This is a genomic window from Mycolicibacter kumamotonensis (assembly GCF_002086285.1).
Taxonomy (GTDB): domain Bacteria; phylum Actinomycetota; class Actinomycetes; order Mycobacteriales; family Mycobacteriaceae; genus Mycobacterium; species Mycobacterium kumamotonense.
Genome location: NZ_MVHU01000014.1, coordinates 61037 through 78655 on the forward strand (window position 1 = coordinate 61037; position 17619 = coordinate 78655).

At 68.7% G+C, this 17619-nt stretch carries 17 protein-coding genes; 16 read left to right on the plus strand and 1 reads right to left on the minus strand.

Going from position 1 to position 17619, the window contains the following annotated elements; genetic code table 11:
- Window positions 1–72: 72 nt before the first annotated feature.
- Genes BST28_RS11350 through BST28_RS11380 form a run of 7 tightly spaced genes read left to right on the plus strand, consistent with a single transcriptional unit; the run spans window position 73 to window position 6506 of the window.
- Entirely contained in the window at window positions 73–630 is a 558-nt protein-coding gene (locus BST28_RS11350; RefSeq protein ID WP_019736986.1) for a hypothetical protein, read from the plus strand.
- A complete protein-coding gene (locus BST28_RS11355) occupies window positions 630–1346 on the plus strand; it encodes a hypothetical protein (protein WP_019736987.1) in 717 nt (238 codons plus the stop codon). Before BST28_RS11350 ends, BST28_RS11355 begins: the two co-directional genes overlap by 1 nt.
- Window positions 1343–2581 (plus strand): cytochrome P450, encoded by a 1239-nt coding sequence (locus BST28_RS11360; RefSeq protein ID WP_019736988.1) that lies wholly within the window; start codon window positions 1343–1345, stop codon window positions 2579–2581. The genes BST28_RS11355 and BST28_RS11360 overlap by 4 nt, the downstream gene beginning before the upstream one ends.
- A 4-nt stretch (window positions 2582–2585) precedes the next feature.
- The gene (locus tag BST28_RS11365; protein ID WP_019736989.1) at window positions 2586–3554 is read left to right on the plus strand and encodes a zinc-binding dehydrogenase; all 969 of its coding nucleotides are present in this window, start codon (window positions 2586–2588) and stop codon (window positions 3552–3554) included.
- Window positions 3551–4303, plus strand: a complete 753-nt coding sequence (locus BST28_RS11370; RefSeq protein ID WP_019736990.1) for an HpcH/HpaI aldolase family protein — start codon at window positions 3551–3553, stop codon at window positions 4301–4303. The genes BST28_RS11365 and BST28_RS11370 overlap by 4 nt, the downstream gene beginning before the upstream one ends.
- Window positions 4304–4305: 2 nt before the next feature.
- Window positions 4306–5052, plus strand: coding sequence for an SDR family NAD(P)-dependent oxidoreductase (locus BST28_RS11375; RefSeq protein ID WP_083081070.1), 747 nt, complete (start codon window positions 4306–4308; stop codon window positions 5050–5052).
- Entirely contained in the window at window positions 5049–6506 is a 1458-nt protein-coding gene (locus tag BST28_RS11380) for a flavin-containing monooxygenase (protein ID WP_420093437.1), read from the plus strand. Before BST28_RS11375 ends, BST28_RS11380 begins: the two co-directional genes overlap by 4 nt.
- On the opposite strand, the gene BST28_RS11385 is transcribed toward BST28_RS11380, so the two are convergent.
- Complete coding sequence (locus BST28_RS11385) at window positions 6496–7599, minus strand: alcohol dehydrogenase catalytic domain-containing protein (RefSeq protein ID WP_083081076.1); 1104 nt, start codon at window positions 7597–7599, stop codon at window positions 6496–6498. The two genes, BST28_RS11380 and BST28_RS11385, sit on opposite strands and share 11 nt — an antisense overlap.
- A gap of 14 nt (window positions 7600–7613) precedes the next feature.
- On the opposite strand from BST28_RS11385, the gene BST28_RS11390 reads away from it, so the two are divergent.
- The 9 genes from BST28_RS11390 (at window position 7614) to BST28_RS11430 (ending at window position 17610) form a co-directional block, all read left to right on the plus strand.
- Window positions 7614–8081 (plus strand): acyl-CoA thioesterase, encoded by a 468-nt coding sequence (locus tag BST28_RS11390; RefSeq protein ID WP_083081079.1) that lies wholly within the window; start codon window positions 7614–7616, stop codon window positions 8079–8081.
- Window positions 8082–8174: 93 nt separating this feature from the next.
- Complete coding sequence (locus BST28_RS11395) at window positions 8175–8624, plus strand: SRPBCC family protein (RefSeq protein WP_083081082.1); 450 nt, start codon at window positions 8175–8177, stop codon at window positions 8622–8624.
- Window positions 8621–10291 carry a fatty-acid--CoA ligase FadD5 gene (gene fadD5, locus BST28_RS11400; protein ID WP_083081085.1) on the plus strand — a complete coding sequence of 557 codons (1671 nt, stop codon included), beginning with the start codon at window positions 8621–8623 and terminating at the stop codon, window positions 10289–10291. Before BST28_RS11395 ends, fadD5 begins: the two co-directional genes overlap by 4 nt.
- A gap of 298 nt (window positions 10292–10589) precedes the next feature.
- Complete coding sequence (locus BST28_RS11405) at window positions 10590–11327, plus strand: MlaE family ABC transporter permease (protein ID WP_019736997.1); 738 nt, start codon at window positions 10590–10592, stop codon at window positions 11325–11327.
- A 1-nt stretch (window position 11328) separates the two neighbouring features.
- Window positions 11329–12198 carry an ABC transporter permease gene (locus BST28_RS11410; protein WP_029249190.1) on the plus strand — a complete coding sequence of 290 codons (870 nt, stop codon included), beginning with the start codon at window positions 11329–11331 and terminating at the stop codon, window positions 12196–12198.
- Window positions 12199–12203: 5 nt separating this feature from the next.
- Window positions 12204–13418 (plus strand): MCE family protein, encoded by a 1215-nt coding sequence (locus BST28_RS11415; RefSeq protein ID WP_083081127.1) that lies wholly within the window; start codon window positions 12204–12206, stop codon window positions 13416–13418.
- Window positions 13415–14443, plus strand: a complete 1029-nt coding sequence (locus BST28_RS11420; protein ID WP_019737000.1) for an MCE family protein — start codon at window positions 13415–13417, stop codon at window positions 14441–14443. The genes BST28_RS11415 and BST28_RS11420 overlap by 4 nt, the downstream gene beginning before the upstream one ends.
- On the plus strand, window positions 14440–16038 hold the full coding sequence (locus tag BST28_RS11425; protein ID WP_083081088.1) for an MCE family protein: 1599 nt from the start codon (window positions 14440–14442) through the stop codon (window positions 16036–16038). Before BST28_RS11420 ends, BST28_RS11425 begins: the two co-directional genes overlap by 4 nt.
- 6 nt (window positions 16039–16044) lie before the next feature.
- Window positions 16045–17610, plus strand: a complete 1566-nt coding sequence (locus BST28_RS11430; RefSeq protein WP_083081091.1) for a virulence factor Mce family protein — start codon at window positions 16045–16047, stop codon at window positions 17608–17610.
- Window positions 17611–17619 lie beyond the last annotated feature (9 nt).

The following is a 17619-nucleotide window of genomic DNA, read 5'->3' on the forward strand; positions in this document are numbered from 1 at the left end:
GTTCCGCGGTCGAGCGGAGCGCATCCGGTCGGTGGTGCCGTCCGGATTCTCACGACGAGCTGGGATGATGCGATGACAAGCACCGCTGCGGCACTGGACCCGCAGTCCGAGGATCCGCATCTGCGCTACCACCTCGATGTCATGGCGCTCGACGTCACCGCACTGGTGCAGGCGGCCGGCGGATGGCTGTATCACCGGGTGGCGACCGGGTGGGACGTCACCGTGATGGTGCCGGCGCAGCAGAACCTGCGGCCGTTGCAGATCCTCGGCGTGCAGACCACCGACCTGGAGACCGCGCTGTCCGCGGCCGGCGGCGACGTGGCGGGGCACGGGCTCGCGGTCGTCGCCGACGCGGTGACCAGAGACCCCCGCATCGGCCGGCGGGTACAGCTGGCGCTGCGGCGCAGCGCGACCGAGGTGGTGCTGTGGGGCGACAGCTGGCCGCTGACGGTGAGTCACCGGCTCAGCGCGGTCCGCCACGTGCTCACCGTCGGGGGGCGGGCCTTCAAGCGCCAAGCCCTGCTGGCCGCCGAGGCCCCGGTCGACAGTCAGATCGACTGTCCGGAGCTGTTCCGAAGCGACCGGAAGCGCTGTCTGCCTGTCCATTCCGATCTGGTGCCGGTCGATTGATGCGTAGGCACTACGACCACACGCTGTTGTATCTGCACGAGACCATCGATCTCGGCCGCGGCCTCGGCGCCGAATTCACCGGGGCGTTCACCGACATCTACCAGCCGATGATGAGCGAGCTGGGCGCCCGGCTGTTCGGGTTGTGGGAGACCACCCGCTATAACGGCCACTGGCCGCAGGTCACGCTCATCTGGGAGATCGACGCCTTCGCCGACTACGCCCGCATCGGGCGCGCGCAGGCTCGCGGTGGCAGCCACGAGCACTCCGCCGCCGAGTGGTCGGCCTACCTCACCGGCATCGGCGCATCCGGTGAGGGCCGCATCATGTACCCCGGGCCCCACAACAAGACCCTGGCCCAGCTGCGTGACATCGACTTCGATGCCGCCCTGGTGATCCAGGAGATCATGCAGACCAAGCCCGGCCGCCAGGATGACTACATCCGGGAGCTGGAGCGGCTGTACGTGCCGTGGTCAGAACGCACCGGCAAGCGCTGGCTCGGTTCGTTCACTACCACCTTCCGTTTCAACGAGGTCATCCACTACTGGGCGCTCGACGGTGACTGGGACTGCTTCGCCGAGCACTACCCGTCCTGGAAGGACCAACCGCCGGCCGAGATCGTGACCTGGATGAGCGTGGCGCCGGCACTGCGCGACGGCTGGGAGGACTCCATCCTGCAGGCCCTGCCACCCTCGCCGCTGCAGGGTGGTGGCGAATGAAAACGGTTGCAGCCCAAGGCTTCGACTCGGATTTTTGCTACGACCCGTTTGCCCCGGCGGTGATGGCCGACCCGCTGTCGTACTATCGCGTGCTGCGCGATCACCACCCGGTGTACTACGTGCCCACATGGGATCTGTACGCGCTGTCCCGCTTCGATGACATCTGGGAGGTGCTCGCCGTCGGCGACGGCACGTTCGTCGCCTCCGAGGGAACACTGCCCGCCGCAAACGTACTGGCCCGCCACAACAGCGGACCGGTTCCGGATCCGCCGCTCAAGCCCCTGCCCTTCCACGCCGTCTTCGACAAGCCGATCTACGACGACATCCGCCGGCTGCAGTCACCGGCGTTTCGGCCCCGGTCGGTGACCGACTGGACGGACCGGATCCGCGCGCTGGCCAATCAGCGGCTGGATGAGCTGCTGCCGCAGGGCAGCTTCGACCTGACCGCTGACTACAGCGGAATCGTTGTGGCCCAGGTGGTCTGCGAGTTACTTGGCATCCCGCTGGACTGCGCCGCCGAGGTCCTGGCGGCGGTGAACGCCGGCAGCCTCGCGCAGGCCGGCAACGGCGTCGACACCGCCGCGGCCCGACCCGACTACCTGGACTACCTCATTCCGGCGGTCCAACGCCGGCGTGCCGACCAGTCGCACGACCCGCTGCCGATCGTCGACGGGATGCTGCGCTACCGCCTGCCGGACGGTCGTGCCCTCGACGACGTCGAGGCGGCCACCCAACTGCTGTGCATCTTCATCGGCGGCACCGAGACAGTGCCCAAGATCGTCGCGCACGGACTGTGGGAGCTGGCGCGGCGTCCCGAGCAACTCGCCGCGGTGCGGGCCGACCTGAACAGGGTGGAACAGGCCCGCGAGGAGATGATCCGCTACTGCGCACCGGCGCAATGGTTCGCCCGGACCGCCCGCAAACCGTTCACGTTGCACGACACCGTTATTGCTCCGGGGCAGCGCATCATCACGCTGCTGGCCTCGGCCGCCCGCGACGAGCGCGAGTACCCCGACCCCGACGAATTCCACTGGAACCGGCCGATCAAACGATCGCTGGCATTCGGCCGCGGCCAGCATTTCTGCATCGGCTACCACCTGGCCCGGCTGGAGATCACCGTCCTGGTGGCCGAATGGCTGCGCCGGGTCGGCGACTACCGCATCGCCGACGACCGCGCCACCCGACTGCCGTCGAGTTTCCAGTGGGGCTGGAACACCATCCCGGTGGAGGTCTGAGGACATGTGGGCCCACCGGCTGATCGCGCCCTACGAATTCGAGCGAATCGAGGTCCCCGACCTCACCGAGCATCAGCTCGGCGAGGACCAAGTGTTGCTGTCCTTCGTCGCCGCGGGGGTGTGCGGCAGCGACCTGCCCGCGTTCCGCGGGGCGCAGGGCAGGCTGGCCGGCGACAGCGGTGCCTGCGCGGCGGAGAAGAACGGATTCCCGATCCACGAGATCGTCGGAGATGTGATCGCCAGCCGGCACCCGCGGCACCGCCCCGGCGACCGTGTCGTCGGCTGGGCGTCCGGCTTCGACGGCCTGATGCAGCGGGTCATCGCCGACGGCGAGGGGCTCGCCGGCTACGACCCGACCCTGGCGCCGGCGCACGCGGTGGGCCTGCAACCGCTGGCGTGCGTGCTCTACGCGGTCGAACAGCTTCCCGACCTGGCCGGCCGCCATGTCGCGGTGCTCGGTCAGGGCTCGATCGGGCTGCTGTTCAGCGCGGTCGCCAAAGCCGCCGGTGCGCGCCGCGTCACCGGCGTCGACCCGGTCGACCGGCGAGAGGTGGCCGCCGCGTTCGGCGTCGACACGGTGGTGCAGTCCACCAGCGATCGCTGGGTGCACCACCTGGACACCGCCGACCGGCCGGAGATCGTGATCGAGGCCGTCGGCCACCAGGTCGCCACCCTTAACCACGCGATCGAAGCCGTCGCGCCCGGCGGCACCGTCTTCTACTTCGGTGTCCCCGACGACGACAGCTACCCGATCAGCATGCGCACCATGCTGCGCAACAACCTGACCTTGATATCGGGGGTGACCCGGGACCGCGGGCGGATGCTGGAGGCAGCCGGCAAGTTCGCCGCCGAGCATCCCGAACTGCTGGGCGGCTACGTCACCCACGTCTTCGGCTGCCAGGACGTACAGGCCGCCTTCGAATTGGCGAGCCGCCCGGTGCCGGACCGGGTCAAGATCGCGATCGTCGCATGATCTCGGCGTTGCGTGCCGCGCTGGCAGACCGGGCACCGCTGTGGGGCGGCTGGATCACCGGGCCCACGGTGCTGGGGCCGGAGGAATTCGCCCGGGCCGGCTACGACTACGTGGGCTTCGACGCCCAACACAGCTATCTCGATGATGCCGCGATCGCCGGGATGCTGCGCCATGCCGAACACCTGCCGATCGCCACCGCGGTGCGGCTGCCGAACGCGGATCCGGCGCCGATCGGCCGGGTGCTCGATGCCGGCGCCGACGCGGTGATCATCGCGATGATCGAAAGCGCCGAGCAGGCGGCGACCGCGGTGTCCGCCGCCCGCTACCCCCCGGCGGGGGTCCGCAGCTTCGGCCCGCTGCGGCCCGCGCTGGGCCGTGACCTGATCGCCTTGGAATCACGCGCGGAGGTGTTCGCGATGATCGAAACCGCCGCCGCCCTCGCCGAGGTGGAGCAGATCTGCGCGGTGCCCGGACTGGCCGGCGTCTACGTCGGGCCCGCCGATCTGGCGGTCTCGATGGGCATGGACGTCGCCCAGGCCACCACCCACCCCGGCCTGCGGGAGGCGATGACACGGATCCGGCAGGCGGCGTCGGCGGCGGGCGTCATCGCCGCGATCCACGGCGGATCCGGCGCGGCGGGACGCACACTGGCGGGGCTGGGCTACCAGATGATCACGCTCGCCGCCGAATCCCAGGCACTGCGGTGCGGGGCGCTCGAGCATCTCAACGAGGCCAGGGGCAGCCACTGATGATGCGCGCACGGGTCGCCCTGGTCACCGGCGCCGCCCGCGGCCAGGGGCGGGCGATCGTGGAACGGCTGCGCGCCGACGGGTTCGCCGTCGCCGCCTGCGACGGCGACGAAGCGGAGCTGGCCGCCGCCCTGGCCGAGGGGCCCACCGGTGCCGATGATGCGGTGATCGGCATTCCGCTCGACGTGACCTCCCCGACGCAGTGGGATGCCGCGGTGGCGGCAACCGTGGCACGCTTCGGGGCGTTGACCACCCTGATCAACAATGCCGGCACCCTGCACCGGGCGGCGATCGCCGACGAAACGCCGGACGGCTTCGAAAACGCCTGGCGGGTCAACTGCCTCGGGCCGTTCCTGGGGATCCGGGCGGCGCTCGCGCAACTGCGCGCGGCAGCCGGCGCCGGGGGTGCCGCCATCGTGAACACCTGCAGCACCGGGGCGATCCGCCCGTTTCCGCAGCACAGCGCCTACGGGTCGTCGAAGTGGGCGTTGCGCGGGCTGACTCAGACCGTCGCCGCCGAGCTCGGCCCGGCCGGGATCCGGGTCAACGCGGTCTTTCCCGGGCCGATCGCCACCCCGATGCTCGACGACACCACCCAGCAGCGGCTTGCCGCGGTGGCCATGACCGGACGGATCGGCCGGCCCCGCGAGGTGGCCGACGCGGTCGCCTTCCTGGTGTCTGACGCGGCGTCGTTCATCACCGGCGCCGAACTCATCGTGGACGGCGGTCAATGCCTCCAGATTCGATGAGCATCGGCATCATCGGTGCCGGGCCGGGCGGGCTGGCGCTGGGAATCCTGTTGCGGCGCGCGGGCTTCACCGATTTCACCATCTTCGACCGGGAGGACGGCGTCGGCGGCACCTGGCGGATCAACACCTATCCGGGGCTGGCGTGCGACGTCAAATCGCACCTGTACTCCTATTCCTTCGACCTGAACCCGCACTGGTCGCGGCAGTGGTCGAAGCAACCCGAGATCCTGGCCTACTTCGAACGCTGCGCCACCGATCACGGTCTGCAGCCGCACCTGATGCTGCGCACCGAGATCCGCTCCGCGGTGTGGGAACACGCCCGACGCCAATGGTGTCTGACCACCACCGACGGCAACGAGCACCGGTACGACGTCGTGGTGTCGGCGGTCGGCCTGTTCACCCAGCCGGTGCTGCCCGACCTGGCCGAGGAGCAGCCGTTCACCGGCACCGTCATGCACTCGGCGCGCTGGGATCACTCGGTGCGACTCGACGGCGCCCGAATCGCCGTGCTCGGAACGGGTTCCACCGCGGCGCAACTGGTGCCGGAGTTGGCCCGGGTCGCCGAGAAGGTCTATTCGGTGCAGCGGTCGCCGACCTGGATCCTGCCCAAACCGGATCGTTCCTACACTCCGCGCGAACGCTGGGTGTTCACCCGCGTCCCGCTGGCCAAGCGGCTGTACCGGATGCGGCTGTGGCTGCGCAGCGAGGCGAACATCTCGGTGATCGAGAACGGCAGCGATAAGACGGCAGAGTTCACCGCTACCGCACGAAAGCTGTTGGACCACGCCGTCACCGACCAACGGCTCCGCGACGCGCTGACCCCCGATCACCCGTTGGGCTGCAAACGGCTGGTCTTCTCCTCGGACTACCTGCCCGCGCTGAATCGGCCCAACGTCGAGGTGGTGACCAGCCCGGCCAAGGCCCTGCGCTCGCGCTCCCTGGTCACCGAGGACGGCACCGAGTGCGATGTCGACGTGGTGGTCTGCGCCACCGGGTACGCCGCTACGGACTACCTGGGCCAGATCGAGGTGGTCGGCGAGGGCGCCAGTCTGCGGGAGGCGTGGCGCGATGGACCGTGCGCCTACCTGGGCATGGCGATGCCGGGGTTCCCCAACTTCTTCATGCTCTACGGACCCAACACCAACGTCGGCTCCAACAGCGTCATCTTCGTGCTGGAAGCCCAAGCGCGCTACATCGTCCGGGTGCTCAAACATTTGCGGCGCCGGCGCAAGACCTATGTCGCGGTGCGGCCCGCCGCGCTCGCCGCGTTCGTCGCCAAGATCGACCGCTGGATGCAGGGCACGGTATGGACGACGCGGTGCAGCAATTATTTCCGGGCGGCCAACGGCCGGGTGGTCACCCAGTGGCCGCGCAGCGCCGGCGCCTTCTGGGCGATGACCCGCCGCTTCCGGGCCACCGACTTCGTGTTTGAACCCGACCCGGTCAGAACGTGATGACCTGGCGCACCGCGGTGCCGTCGGCCAACCGGTCCATCGCCTCGTTGATGTCGTCGAGGGTGATGGTCGCCGACACCAGCTGCTGGACCGGCAGCCGGCCGGCCCGCCACAGCGCGACGAACTTCGGGATGTCCCGGGCGGGCACCGACGACCCGAGATAGCTGCCGATCAGCGACCGGCCTTCGGCCACCAAGCCCAGCGGGGACAGGCTGATCCGGGCATCGGGTGCGGGCAGGCCGACGGTGATGGTGCGGCCCCCGGGGGCGGTCAGATCGATCGCGGTCTGCAGCGCGGCCGGATGCCCGACCGCCTCGATCACCATCGGTGCGCGCACGCCGGCGTCGACGGCCTGCTGTGGCGTGTAGGTGCGTCGCACGCCCAGACCGCTGGCCGCCGCGAGCTTCTCGGGCAGTTGGTCGATCGCGATCACGTCGATACCGTCGTGCGCCAGCACGGTCAGCACCGCCGCCATGCCGACGCCACCGAGCCCCACCACGGCCACCGTCTGTCCGGCCACCGGGCGAGCCACGTTGAGCACCGCGCCGCCGCCGGTCAGCACCGCGCATCCCAGCAACGCCGCCACCGACGGCGGCACGTCCTCGGGTACCGGCACGGCGCTGGTCGCGCTGACCACCGCATGGGTGGCAAACCCGGAGACACCGAGATGGTGGAAGACCGGCTGCCCGGCCCGGTGCAGCCGGATGCCGCCGTCGAGCAGGGTGCCCGCGCCGTTGGCCGCGCTGCCCGGCTCGCAGGGGGTCAGGCCCTCCGTGGCGCACGCCGGGCACTGCCCGCACCGGGGCAGGAAGGTCAGCACCACCCGCTGCCCGGGCGCGAGGTGGACACCGTCGCCGATCGCCTCGACGATGCCGGCCGCTTCGTGGCCGAGCAGCATCGGCACCGGCCGCACCCGGTTGCCGTCCACCACCGACAGATCGGAATGGCAGACCCCGGCGGCTTCCACCCGGACCAGCAGTTCCCCCGGCCCCGGCGGTTCCAGCTCCAGCTCGCTCACCGTGATCGGCCGAGACCGGGCATACGGTCGTGGCGCCCCGATCCGCTCCAGCACCGCGCCGCGGATGGCAACCATGCTGGAATACAACCATGAACGCCGCGGTCCCGCCCGCCCCGGAAGGATTGACCAGCCAGGACTTTCCGGTGCACTGGCCGGTGCTGACCCGGTGGGCCGACAACGACATGTTCGGCCATCTCAACAACGCGGTGTACTACCAGCTGTTCGACACCGCGATCAACGGGTGGATCGCCGCCAACGCCCCCGACGTCGATCCGGTCGGCATGCCGGAGCTGGGGGTGGTGGCCGAGTCGGGCTGCCGTTTCCTGGGCGAACTGGCCTTCCCGGACCGGCTGGCGGTCGGGCTGGCGGTCACCCGGCTGGGGCGCAGCAGCGTCACCTACCGGCTCGCGCTGTTCCGGGCCCCCGATATAGCGGCAGACCCGGCCCCGCCGGCCGCGCTCGGGCACTGGGTGCACGTCTACGTCGACCGCAGCACCCGGCGGCCGGTGCCGATCCCCGACGGCATCCGGGCACTGCTGGCCACCGCCCAAGTCTGACGCGAAACCGGCGTTTTGCAGACAAAGCGCGAGAGCAGGCCTGCAAAACGTCGGTCTCGGCGGGCAGACCGCCACGATGGATATGCTCGCCCAATGCCGCTCGTGAGCAAGACCGTCGAAGTCGCCGCCGACGCCGCCACCATCATGGGGATCGTCGCCGACTTCGAGGCGTACCCGCAGTGGAACGACGAGGTCAAAGGATTGTGGGTGCTGGCCCGCTACGACGACGGCCGGCCCAGCCAGCTGCGCCTGGACGCCTCGTACTCCGGCTTCGACGGCACCTTCATCCAGGCGGTGTACTACCCCAGCGCCACCCAGATCCAGACCGTGCTGCAGCAGGGCGACCTGTTCAGCAAGCAGGAGCAGCTGTTCTCGGTGGTCGAGATCGGCGCCACTTCGCTGCTCACCGTCGACATGGACGTCGAGACCGAGATGGCGATGCCCAAGCCGATGGTCAAGAAGGCCTTCAGCAACGTCCTGGACTACCTGGCCGAGAATCTCAAGCGGCGCGCTGAGGAACTGGCGGCGGGAGGGTCGAATTGACCCGCCCGGCCGCCGATCCCGCTGAGCAGCCCTATCGGGCCCGGCGCCAGAACTGGGTCAACCAACTGGACCGGCACGCGCTGATGCAGCCCGACGCCACGGCGCTGCGGTTCCTGGGCCGGACCACGACGTGGGCGCAGCTGCGGAAAAGGGTCGGCGCGCTGGCCGACGCCCTGAGCCGCCGCGGTGTCGGCGCCGGCGACCGGGTGATGATCCTGATGCTCAACCGCACCGAGTTCGTCGAGGCGGTGCTGGCCGCGAACATGCTGGGCGCGATCGCCGTCCCGGTGAACTTCCGGCTCACCCCGCCCGAGCTCGCCTATCTGGTCACCGACTGCGAGGCGCGGGTATTGATCACCGAGACGGCGCTGCTGCCGGTGGCCCTCGGCGTGCGCGAGCTGACCGCGCTGGTGGAGAACCTGGTGGTGGCCGGCGGTTCAGCGAGGCTCGACGGAGGAGAGGCGAAGCTGGGACCGCCGCATGGACCCGGCGAGGGCGGTGAGGCCGCGGGCATGACCGCCTACGAGGACCTGATCGCGGAGTCCGGCGAACCGCATCAGCCGGTGGACATCCCCAACGATTCGCCGGCCCTGATCATGTACACCTCGGGAACCACCGGCCGGCCCAAGGGTGCGGTGCTCACCCACACCAACCTCACCGGCCAGGCCATGACCGCGCTCTACACCGCCGGCACCGGTACGGGCGACGTCGCGTTCATCGGGGTGCCGTTCTTCCACATCGCCGGCGTCGGCAACCTGCTGCCGGGGATGTGGCTGGGTATCCCGACGGTGATCAATGCGCTGGGCGCATTCAACGCCGGCCAACTGCTCGACGTGCTGGCCGCCGAGAAGGTCACCGGCATCTTCCTGGTGCCGGCGCAGTGGCAGGCGGTCTGCGCTGAGCAACAAGCCAACCCGCGCGACATCCGATTGCGGACCATGTCCTGGGGCGCGGCGCCGGCCTCCGATGCGCTGCTGCGGCAGATGGCGGAGACCTTTCCGGGCACCAAGATTTTGGCGGCGTTCGGGCAGACCGAGATGTCGCCGGTCACCTGCATGCTGCTCGGCGAGGACGCCGTCCGCAAACTCGGCTCGGTCGGCACGGTCATCCCGACCGTCGCCGCGCGGGTGGTCGACGAGAACATGAACGACGTCGCCGTCGGTGAGGTCGGTGAGATCGTCTATCGGGCGCCCACTTTGATGAGCGGCTACTGGAACAACCCGCAGGCCACCGCCGAGGCCTTCGCCGGCGGGTGGTTCCACTCCGGGGACCTGGTCCGGATGGACGACGAAGGCTACGTCTGGGTGGTCGACCGCAAGAAGGACATGATCATCTCCGGCGGCGAGAACGTGTACTGCGCCGAGGTGGAGAACGTCCTGGCCGGTCATCCCGACATCGCCGAGGTCGCCGTGATCGGCCGCCCGCACGAGCGGTGGGGGGAGGTTCCGATCGCGGTCGCCGCGGTCACCCGGGCCGATCTGGCACTGGCCGATCTCGAGGACTATCTGAGCGAGCGACTGGCACGTTATAAGCACCCCAAGGGCTTGGAGATCGTCGATGCGCTGCCGCGGAATCCGGCCGGCAAGGTGCTCAAGACCGAGCTGCGGGTCCGCTACGGTAGCGCCCCCGGCTCGGCCTCCGTCGCAGCCGCCACCGATACCGCCTAGACCATGACATCGAGGTGGCGGCACATTACTCTCCGGTAGGAAACCTGCGTACGATGCACCGAATCGACGCCACTCTCACGGAGCCATCAGGTATGGTCCGATGGTCGCCAACGGCACGTTGGGCCGCTAGGGTGACGCGGGTCTCGTACAAGACATGGACGGACGGGAGACACACTGTGCGACGCGATCCCTGGCTGCGTCGTGACGCGGGGTCCCTGGGGAGGGGGGTGTTGTGACAGCTCCTACGCGTCCCCGCCTGGCTGATTTCGCCCGTGATCGGCTGCTACCGCCGCTGGTGATGGTCGGCGGATTTTTCCGGATGTGTGCGCTGACCGCGCGGGCCCTGTTCCTGCCGCCGTTCCAGTGGCGCGAGACGCTCCAGCAGGGCTGGTTCATCACCAGCGTCGCCCTGGTGCCGACCATCGCGGTCGCGATCCCGCTGACCGTGCTCCTGGTCTTCACGCTGAATATCCTGTTGGCCCAGTTCGGCGCTGCCGACGTATCGGGTGCCGGCGCCGGCATCGCGGCCGTCACCCAGCTGGGTCCGCTGGTCACCGTGCTGGTGGTGGCCGGCGCGGGTTCGACCGCGATCTGCGCGGACCTGGGCGCGCGCACCATCCGCGAGGAGATCGACGCGATGGAGGTGCTCGGCATCGACCCGATCCATCGCCTGGTGGTGCCGCGGGTGATCGCGGCCACCGTGGTCGCACTGTTGCTCAACGCGCTGGTGATCGTCATCGGCCTGTTCGGCGGATTCCTGTTCGGGGTGTACCTGCAGAACGTGTCCGGTGGCGCCTACCTGTCCACGCTGACGTTGCTGACCGGCCTGCCCGAGGTGGTCATCTCGACGGTCAAAGCCAGCGTCTTCGGACTTATCGCAGGCTTGGTTGGTTGTTATCGGGGTCTTACTGTTCGCGGCGGGTCGAAAGGGCTCGGTACGGCCGTGAACGAGACGGTCGTGTTGTGCGTGCTCGCGCTGTTCGCCGTGAACGTGGTGCTGACCACGATCGGCGTGAAGTTCGGAACGGGGACCTGACATGTCGACATCGGCAGTGCTGCGGGCCCGGTTTCCCGGGCTGATCGCGAACTATCACCGCTACGTCGGGGCGGCCGGGCGTTCGCTCGACAAGAGCGGCCAGATGGGCTGGTTCTTCCTGACGGCGATGCGGCAGATCCCGTGGGCGCTGCGCCGATACCGCAGGGAGTCGCTGCGCCTCATCGCCGAATTGGGCATGGGCACCGGCGCGATGGCGGTGATCGGCGGCACCGTGGCCATCATGGGCTTCGTGATGCTGGCCGGCGGCTCACTGATCGCCATCCAGGGCTTCACCTCGCTGGGCAACATCGGCGTGGAGACCTACACCGGTTTCGCCGCGGCGCTGGTCAACGTCCGGGTGGTCGGCCCGGTCAACGCCGGCATCGCCCTGGCCGCGACGGTCGGCGCGGGAGCCACCGCCGAACTCGGCGCGATGCGGATCAGCGAGGAGATCGACGCGCTCGAGGTGATGGGGATCAACTCCATCTCCTACCTGGTGTCGACCCGCGTGGTGGCCGGCTTCACCGTGATCATCCCGCTGTACGCGCTAGCGCTGATCATGGCGTTCGCCTCACCGCAGATCGTCACGACGCTGTTCTTCGGACAGTCGTCGGGCACCTACGACCACTACTTCCGAACCTTCCTGCGCCCCGACGACGTGTTCTGGTCGTTCATGGAGACCATCTTGATCGCGGTGGTGGTGATGGTGACGCACTGCTATTACGGGTTCAACGCCAGTGGCGGCCCGGTCGGTGTGGGCGCCGCGGTGGGCCAGTCGATGCGACTCTCGCTGATCTCTGTGCCGACAGTCGTCTTGTTCGCCGCGTTGGCGCTCTACGGCGTCGACCCCAACTTCAACTTGACGATGTGATGGCGATGGCAACTGGGAGACAGAACAAATCGCAGACCCCGCCCTATCGCATCGCGGGCGTGGTGACCGTCGCCGTCCTGCTGCTCGTCACCGGCCTGGTGTACGGCCAGTTCCGCGGGGCGTTCACCAAAACGACGTCGCTGACCATGGTGGCGCCCCGGGCCGGCCTGGTGATGGATCCGGGTGGACCCGTGACCTACAACGGGGTGCAGATCGGGCGGGTGTCCGCTATCACCCCGACGGAGTACGAGAACAAGCCGGCCGCCAAGTTCACCCTCGACGTGAACCCGGACTACATCAAGCTGATCCCGTCCAACGTCGAGGCCAACATCATGGCGACGACGTTGTTCGGCAACAAGTACGTGGCGCTGACCGCGCCGGAAAACCCGACCCCGCAACGCATCACCACCAAGCACATCATCGCGACGTCGGTGACGACGGAACTCAACACCTTGTTCGAGACGGTGACCAAGCTTTCCGAGAGCGTGGACCCGGTCAAGCTGAACCTCACGTTGCACGCCGCCGCGGAGGCGCTGACCGGCCTCGGGAACAAGTTCGGCGAATCCCTGGTCAACGGCAATGCGATCCTCGACGACGTCAACGCCCGGATGCCCTCGTTCCGGCGCGACCTCAAGGGCTTCGCGACCCTCGGCGACGTCTACGCCGACGGCGCGCCGGATCTGGTCGGCTTCCTGGAGACCTCGCCCACCACGGTGAAGACGATCACCACGCAGCAGAAGCAACTGGACGCCGCACTGCTGGGCGCGGCCGGCGTGGGCAACCTCGGTGCCGACATCACCGACCGCTTCGGGCCCTACCTGCGGGCCGTGTTCTCCGACCTGGTTCCGGTGTCGGCACTGCTGGACGAGTACAGCCCGGAACTGTTCTGTGCCATCCGCAATCTCGCCGAGGGGGCGCCAAAGGTGTACGAATTCCTCGGTGGTGGAGACGGTTACGCGCTCGACACCGTCAGTGAGCTGGTCAGCCCGGCCAACCCCTACATCTACCCGGACAACCTGCCGCGCTACAACGCCCGCGGCGGGCCAGGCGGGGCACCGGGCTGCTGGCAGGAGATCACCCACGATTTCTGGCCGGCGCCGTACCTGGTCGCCGACACCGGCGTCAGCCAAGCACCGTACAACCATTTCGAGGTCGGATCGCCCTGGGCCATCGATTACGTCTGGGGCCGCCAAGTCGGGGATAACACGATCAACCCATGAACATCACCAGGACTGCAGTCAAACTCGGCATCGTCGGCACGGTGCTGCTGCTCTTCACGGTCGGCTTGGTCGTGGTGTTCGGCCAGGTCCGGTTCGACCGGACGGCCAGCTACTCCGCCGAATTCACCAATGCCAGCGGCCTGCGCCAGGGCCAGTTCGTCCGCGCCTCCGGGGTGGAGATCGGCAAGGTCAAAAAGGTCCGCCTGGTCGACGGCGGACGGCGGGTCGTGGTGGATTTCAACGTCGACCGTTCACTGCCGCTGTACCAGTCGACCACCGCGCAGATCCGTTACGACGACCTCATCGGTAACCGCTACCTGGAGCTCAAGCGGGGTGAAGGTGAGGGTGCGGATCAGCGGCTGCCCGCTGGCGGGTTCATTCCGGCCTCTCGCACCCAGCCCGCGCTCGATCTCGACGCGCTGATCGGTGGTTTCAAGCCGGTGTTCCGGGCGCTGGATCCCGACAAGATCAACACGATCGCCTCGTCGATCGTCACCGTCTTCCAGGGACAGGGCGGGACCATCAACGACATCCTGCAGCAGACCGCGCAGCTGACCGCGCACATCGCCGACCGCGACGCCGCGATCGGCGAGGTGGTCAAGAACCTCAACACGGTGCTGGACACCGCGGTCCGACACCGCAAGACGTTCGACGAGACCGTGGACAACTTCGACAAGCTGGTCAAGGGGCTCAACGACCACCGCAGCGGCCTGGCCTTCGGCACCGCCGAATTCGGTAACGCCGCCGGCAATCTGGCCGACCTGCTGGCCGACAACCGTCCGCAGCTGCACAGCATCTTCCCGGTGGCGGGCCCCGAGCCTCCGGACCGCATGGCCGACGTCGAGGGTCTGTTGGAGCGGATCCCGAAGGCGCTGAAGCTCATCGGCCGAACCGGCGTCTACGGTGACTTCTTCAACTTCTACATCTGCGACGCGACCATCAAGCTTCCGGGCCTGCAGCCCGGCGGACCGGTGCGCAACGTCCGGCTCTGGCAGCAGCCGACCGGGAGGTGCACGCCCCAGTGAGGACCCTGGAACCGCCCAACCGGGCACGGATCGGCGTGATCGGCATCATCACGGTCGCGCTGGTGACACTGGTGGGGCAGAGCTTCACCTCGGTGCCGATGCTGTTCGCCGAGCCCAGCTACTTCGGCGAGCTCTCCGACACCGGCGGGCTCAGCCCGGGAGACAAGGTCCGTATCGCGGGCGTGGACGTCGGCAAAGTGCAGAGCCTGTCCATCCAGGGCGATCACGTCCTGGTGCGGTTCTCCGTGGGCGCCCACCCGATCGGCACGGACAGCCAGATCGGGGTGAAGACCGATACCATCCTGGGCCGCAAGGTCTTGGCGATCGATCCCAAGGGGGAGAAGAGGGTAGCGCCGCAGGGGGTGCTGCCGCTGGGACAGAGCACCACGCCCTACCAGCTCTACGACGCGGTCTTCGACGTCACCAAGGCCGCCGGCGGCTGGGACATCGACACCGTCAAGCGGTCGCTGAAGGTGCTCTCCGAAACCGTCGAGGAGACCGCCCCCGACCTGAGCGCCGCGCTCGACGGCGTCGCCAAGTTCTCCGACACCATCGGCAAGCGCGACGACGAGATCACCCATCTGTTGGCCCAGGCCAACCAGATCGCCGCCGTGATGGGCGACCGCAGCGGCCAGATCGACGCGGTGCTGCGCAACACCCAAACCCTGGTGGCGGCGTTCAACCAGCGCAGTCAGGCCATCTCGGCGCTGCTGGGCAACATCGCCTACTTCGGTGAACAAGTGCAGGGCCTGGTCAAGGACAACCCGGGCCTGGATCTGCACCACGTATTCGAAGAGGCCCAGAACATCACCTCGATGCTGGCCAGGCGCCAAGACGAGCTGCGCGACATCCTGACGACCTTGGGCCGCTACCTGACGATCGTCAACGACACGATCGCCTCGGGACCGTACTTCAAGGTCTCGGCGCTCAACGTGATCCCGTTCTGGATTCTGCAACCGTGGGTCGACGCGGCGTTCAAGAAGCGCGGCATCTCCCCGGAGGAGTTCTGGCGCAACGCCGGCCTGCCGGAGTTCCGCTACCCCGACCCCAACGGGACCCGGTTCGCCAACGGTGCACCGCCGCCCGCGCCGCAGGTGATCGAGGGCACGCCCGAGCACCCCGGACCGGCGGTCGCGCCGGGTTCGCCGTGCTCGTACGCGCCGGCGGCCGGACTGTTCCCGACTCCGGGCAACCCGCTGCCCTGCGCGAACCTGGACCCGAACGCGGGACCGTTCGGCCCGAGCGGACCGTACCCGGGCCCGACCGACGTGCTGGTCTCGCCGCCGAACCCGGACGGCTTGCCGTCGACGCCGGGGATTCCGATCGCCGGTCGGCCAGGCGAGACACCGCCGGTGGTGCCGGGCACTCCGGTACCGATGCCCGACGCCAACCCCGGGGCCCGCTCCGAACCGATGGGCCCGATGCCCGGTCCCGCTCCGGCCAACCCGGGTGCGGCGCCTCCGCCGGCACCCCGGCAGCCCGGCCCGCCGGCACCGCCCGGTCCGGGCAACCAATTGCCGGCGCCATTCATCACACCCGGTGAAGGCGGAAACAGTCAGCCGGGCGGCGGCGGCGGCTCGCTGGAAGGGAGGTAGCCGGACGTGAGTACCGCTTTCGACATCCGCAACGTGCGACTGCCCCAGATGTCGCGTGCGACGGTCATCGTGGGTTCCGCGTTGCTGGTGGTGGCGTTGCTGGCCGGCTTCGGCGGCCTGCAACTGTTCCGCAAGCTCACCAGCAATACCGTGGTCGCCTACTTCCCGGAGACCGATGCGCTCTACCCCGGTGACGCGGTCCAGATCATGGGCGTGCGGGTGGGTGCGATCGACAAGATCGAGCCGGCCGGCGACAAGATGAAGGTCACCCTGCACTACAAGAACAAGTACAAGGTGCCGGCTGACGCCAAGGCGATCATCCTGAACCCGACCCTGGTGGCCTCGCGCAACATTCAGCTGGAGCCGCCCTACCGGGGCGGCCCGGTGCTGGCCGACAACGCGGTGATCCCCGAGGAACGCACCGAGGTTCCGGTCGAGTGGGACACGCTGCGCAACGACGTCACCAACATCATCACCAAGCTGGGCCCGACCAAGGAGCAGCCGAAGGGACCGATCGGCGAAGCGATCGAGACCTTCGCCGACAGCCTGGCCGGCAAGGGCGAGCAGCTCAACACGACGTTCAGCAGCCTCTCGGATGCGCTGACCGCGCTGAACAAGGGCCGCGGGGATTTCTACGCCGTGACCCGGAGCCTGGCCCTGTTCGTCCGGGCGCTGGACCACAACGATCAGCAGTTCGTCGCGCTGAACCGGGATCTAGCCAGGTTCACCAGCAACCTGACCAGCACCGATCAGGCCCTCGCGCATGCCGCCGACCAGTTCTACGCCACCATGACGATCATCCGGGCGTTCTTGAACCAGAACCAGGAGCCGCTGGTCAAGAGCATCGACAACCTCGCCCAGGTGACCACGGCCATCACGCAGCCGGACCCGCTGGAGGGCTTCGAGACCGCGTTGCACGTGCTGCCGAACGTGTTGGCCGGGGCGGGCGAGATCTACCACCCCGCCCAGGGCGCGGTCACCGGTTTCCCGGTGCTGCCGAGCTTCGCCAACCCGATGCAGTTCATCTGCAGCGCGATCCAGGCCGGTAGCCGGCTGGGCTACCAGGACTCGGCCGAACTGTGTGCGGAGTATCTCGCCCCGGTTGCCGACGCGATCAAGTTCAACTACCTGCCGTTCGGTATCAACATCTGGACGAGCGCCTACACCACGCCCAAGCAGATCGCCTACTCCGAGCCTCGGCTGCAGCCGCCGCCGGGATATAAGGACACCACCGTCCCGGGGATCTGGGTTCCGGACACACCGCTGTCGCACAAGAACTCCCAGCCGGGATGGATCACCGCACCCGGGATGCAGGGTGTGCAACCCGGCCACGACACCGAGCGGCTGTTGACGCCGGAGTCCCTGGCGCAGTTGATGGGCGGTCCGGATCCGGCGCCGATCCAGTCCCAGTACCAGACCCCGCCCGGGCCGCCGAACGCCTACGACGAGGCTCCCGGTCCGCTGCCGTTCGTCGGCCAGCCGCCCGGGGTGGCTCCGATCCCGCCGCCCCCGCCGGGACCCAACGTGATCCCGGGCCCGGTGGCACCGCTTCCCCCGCGAGGTGAGGGCTGATGAGACGGA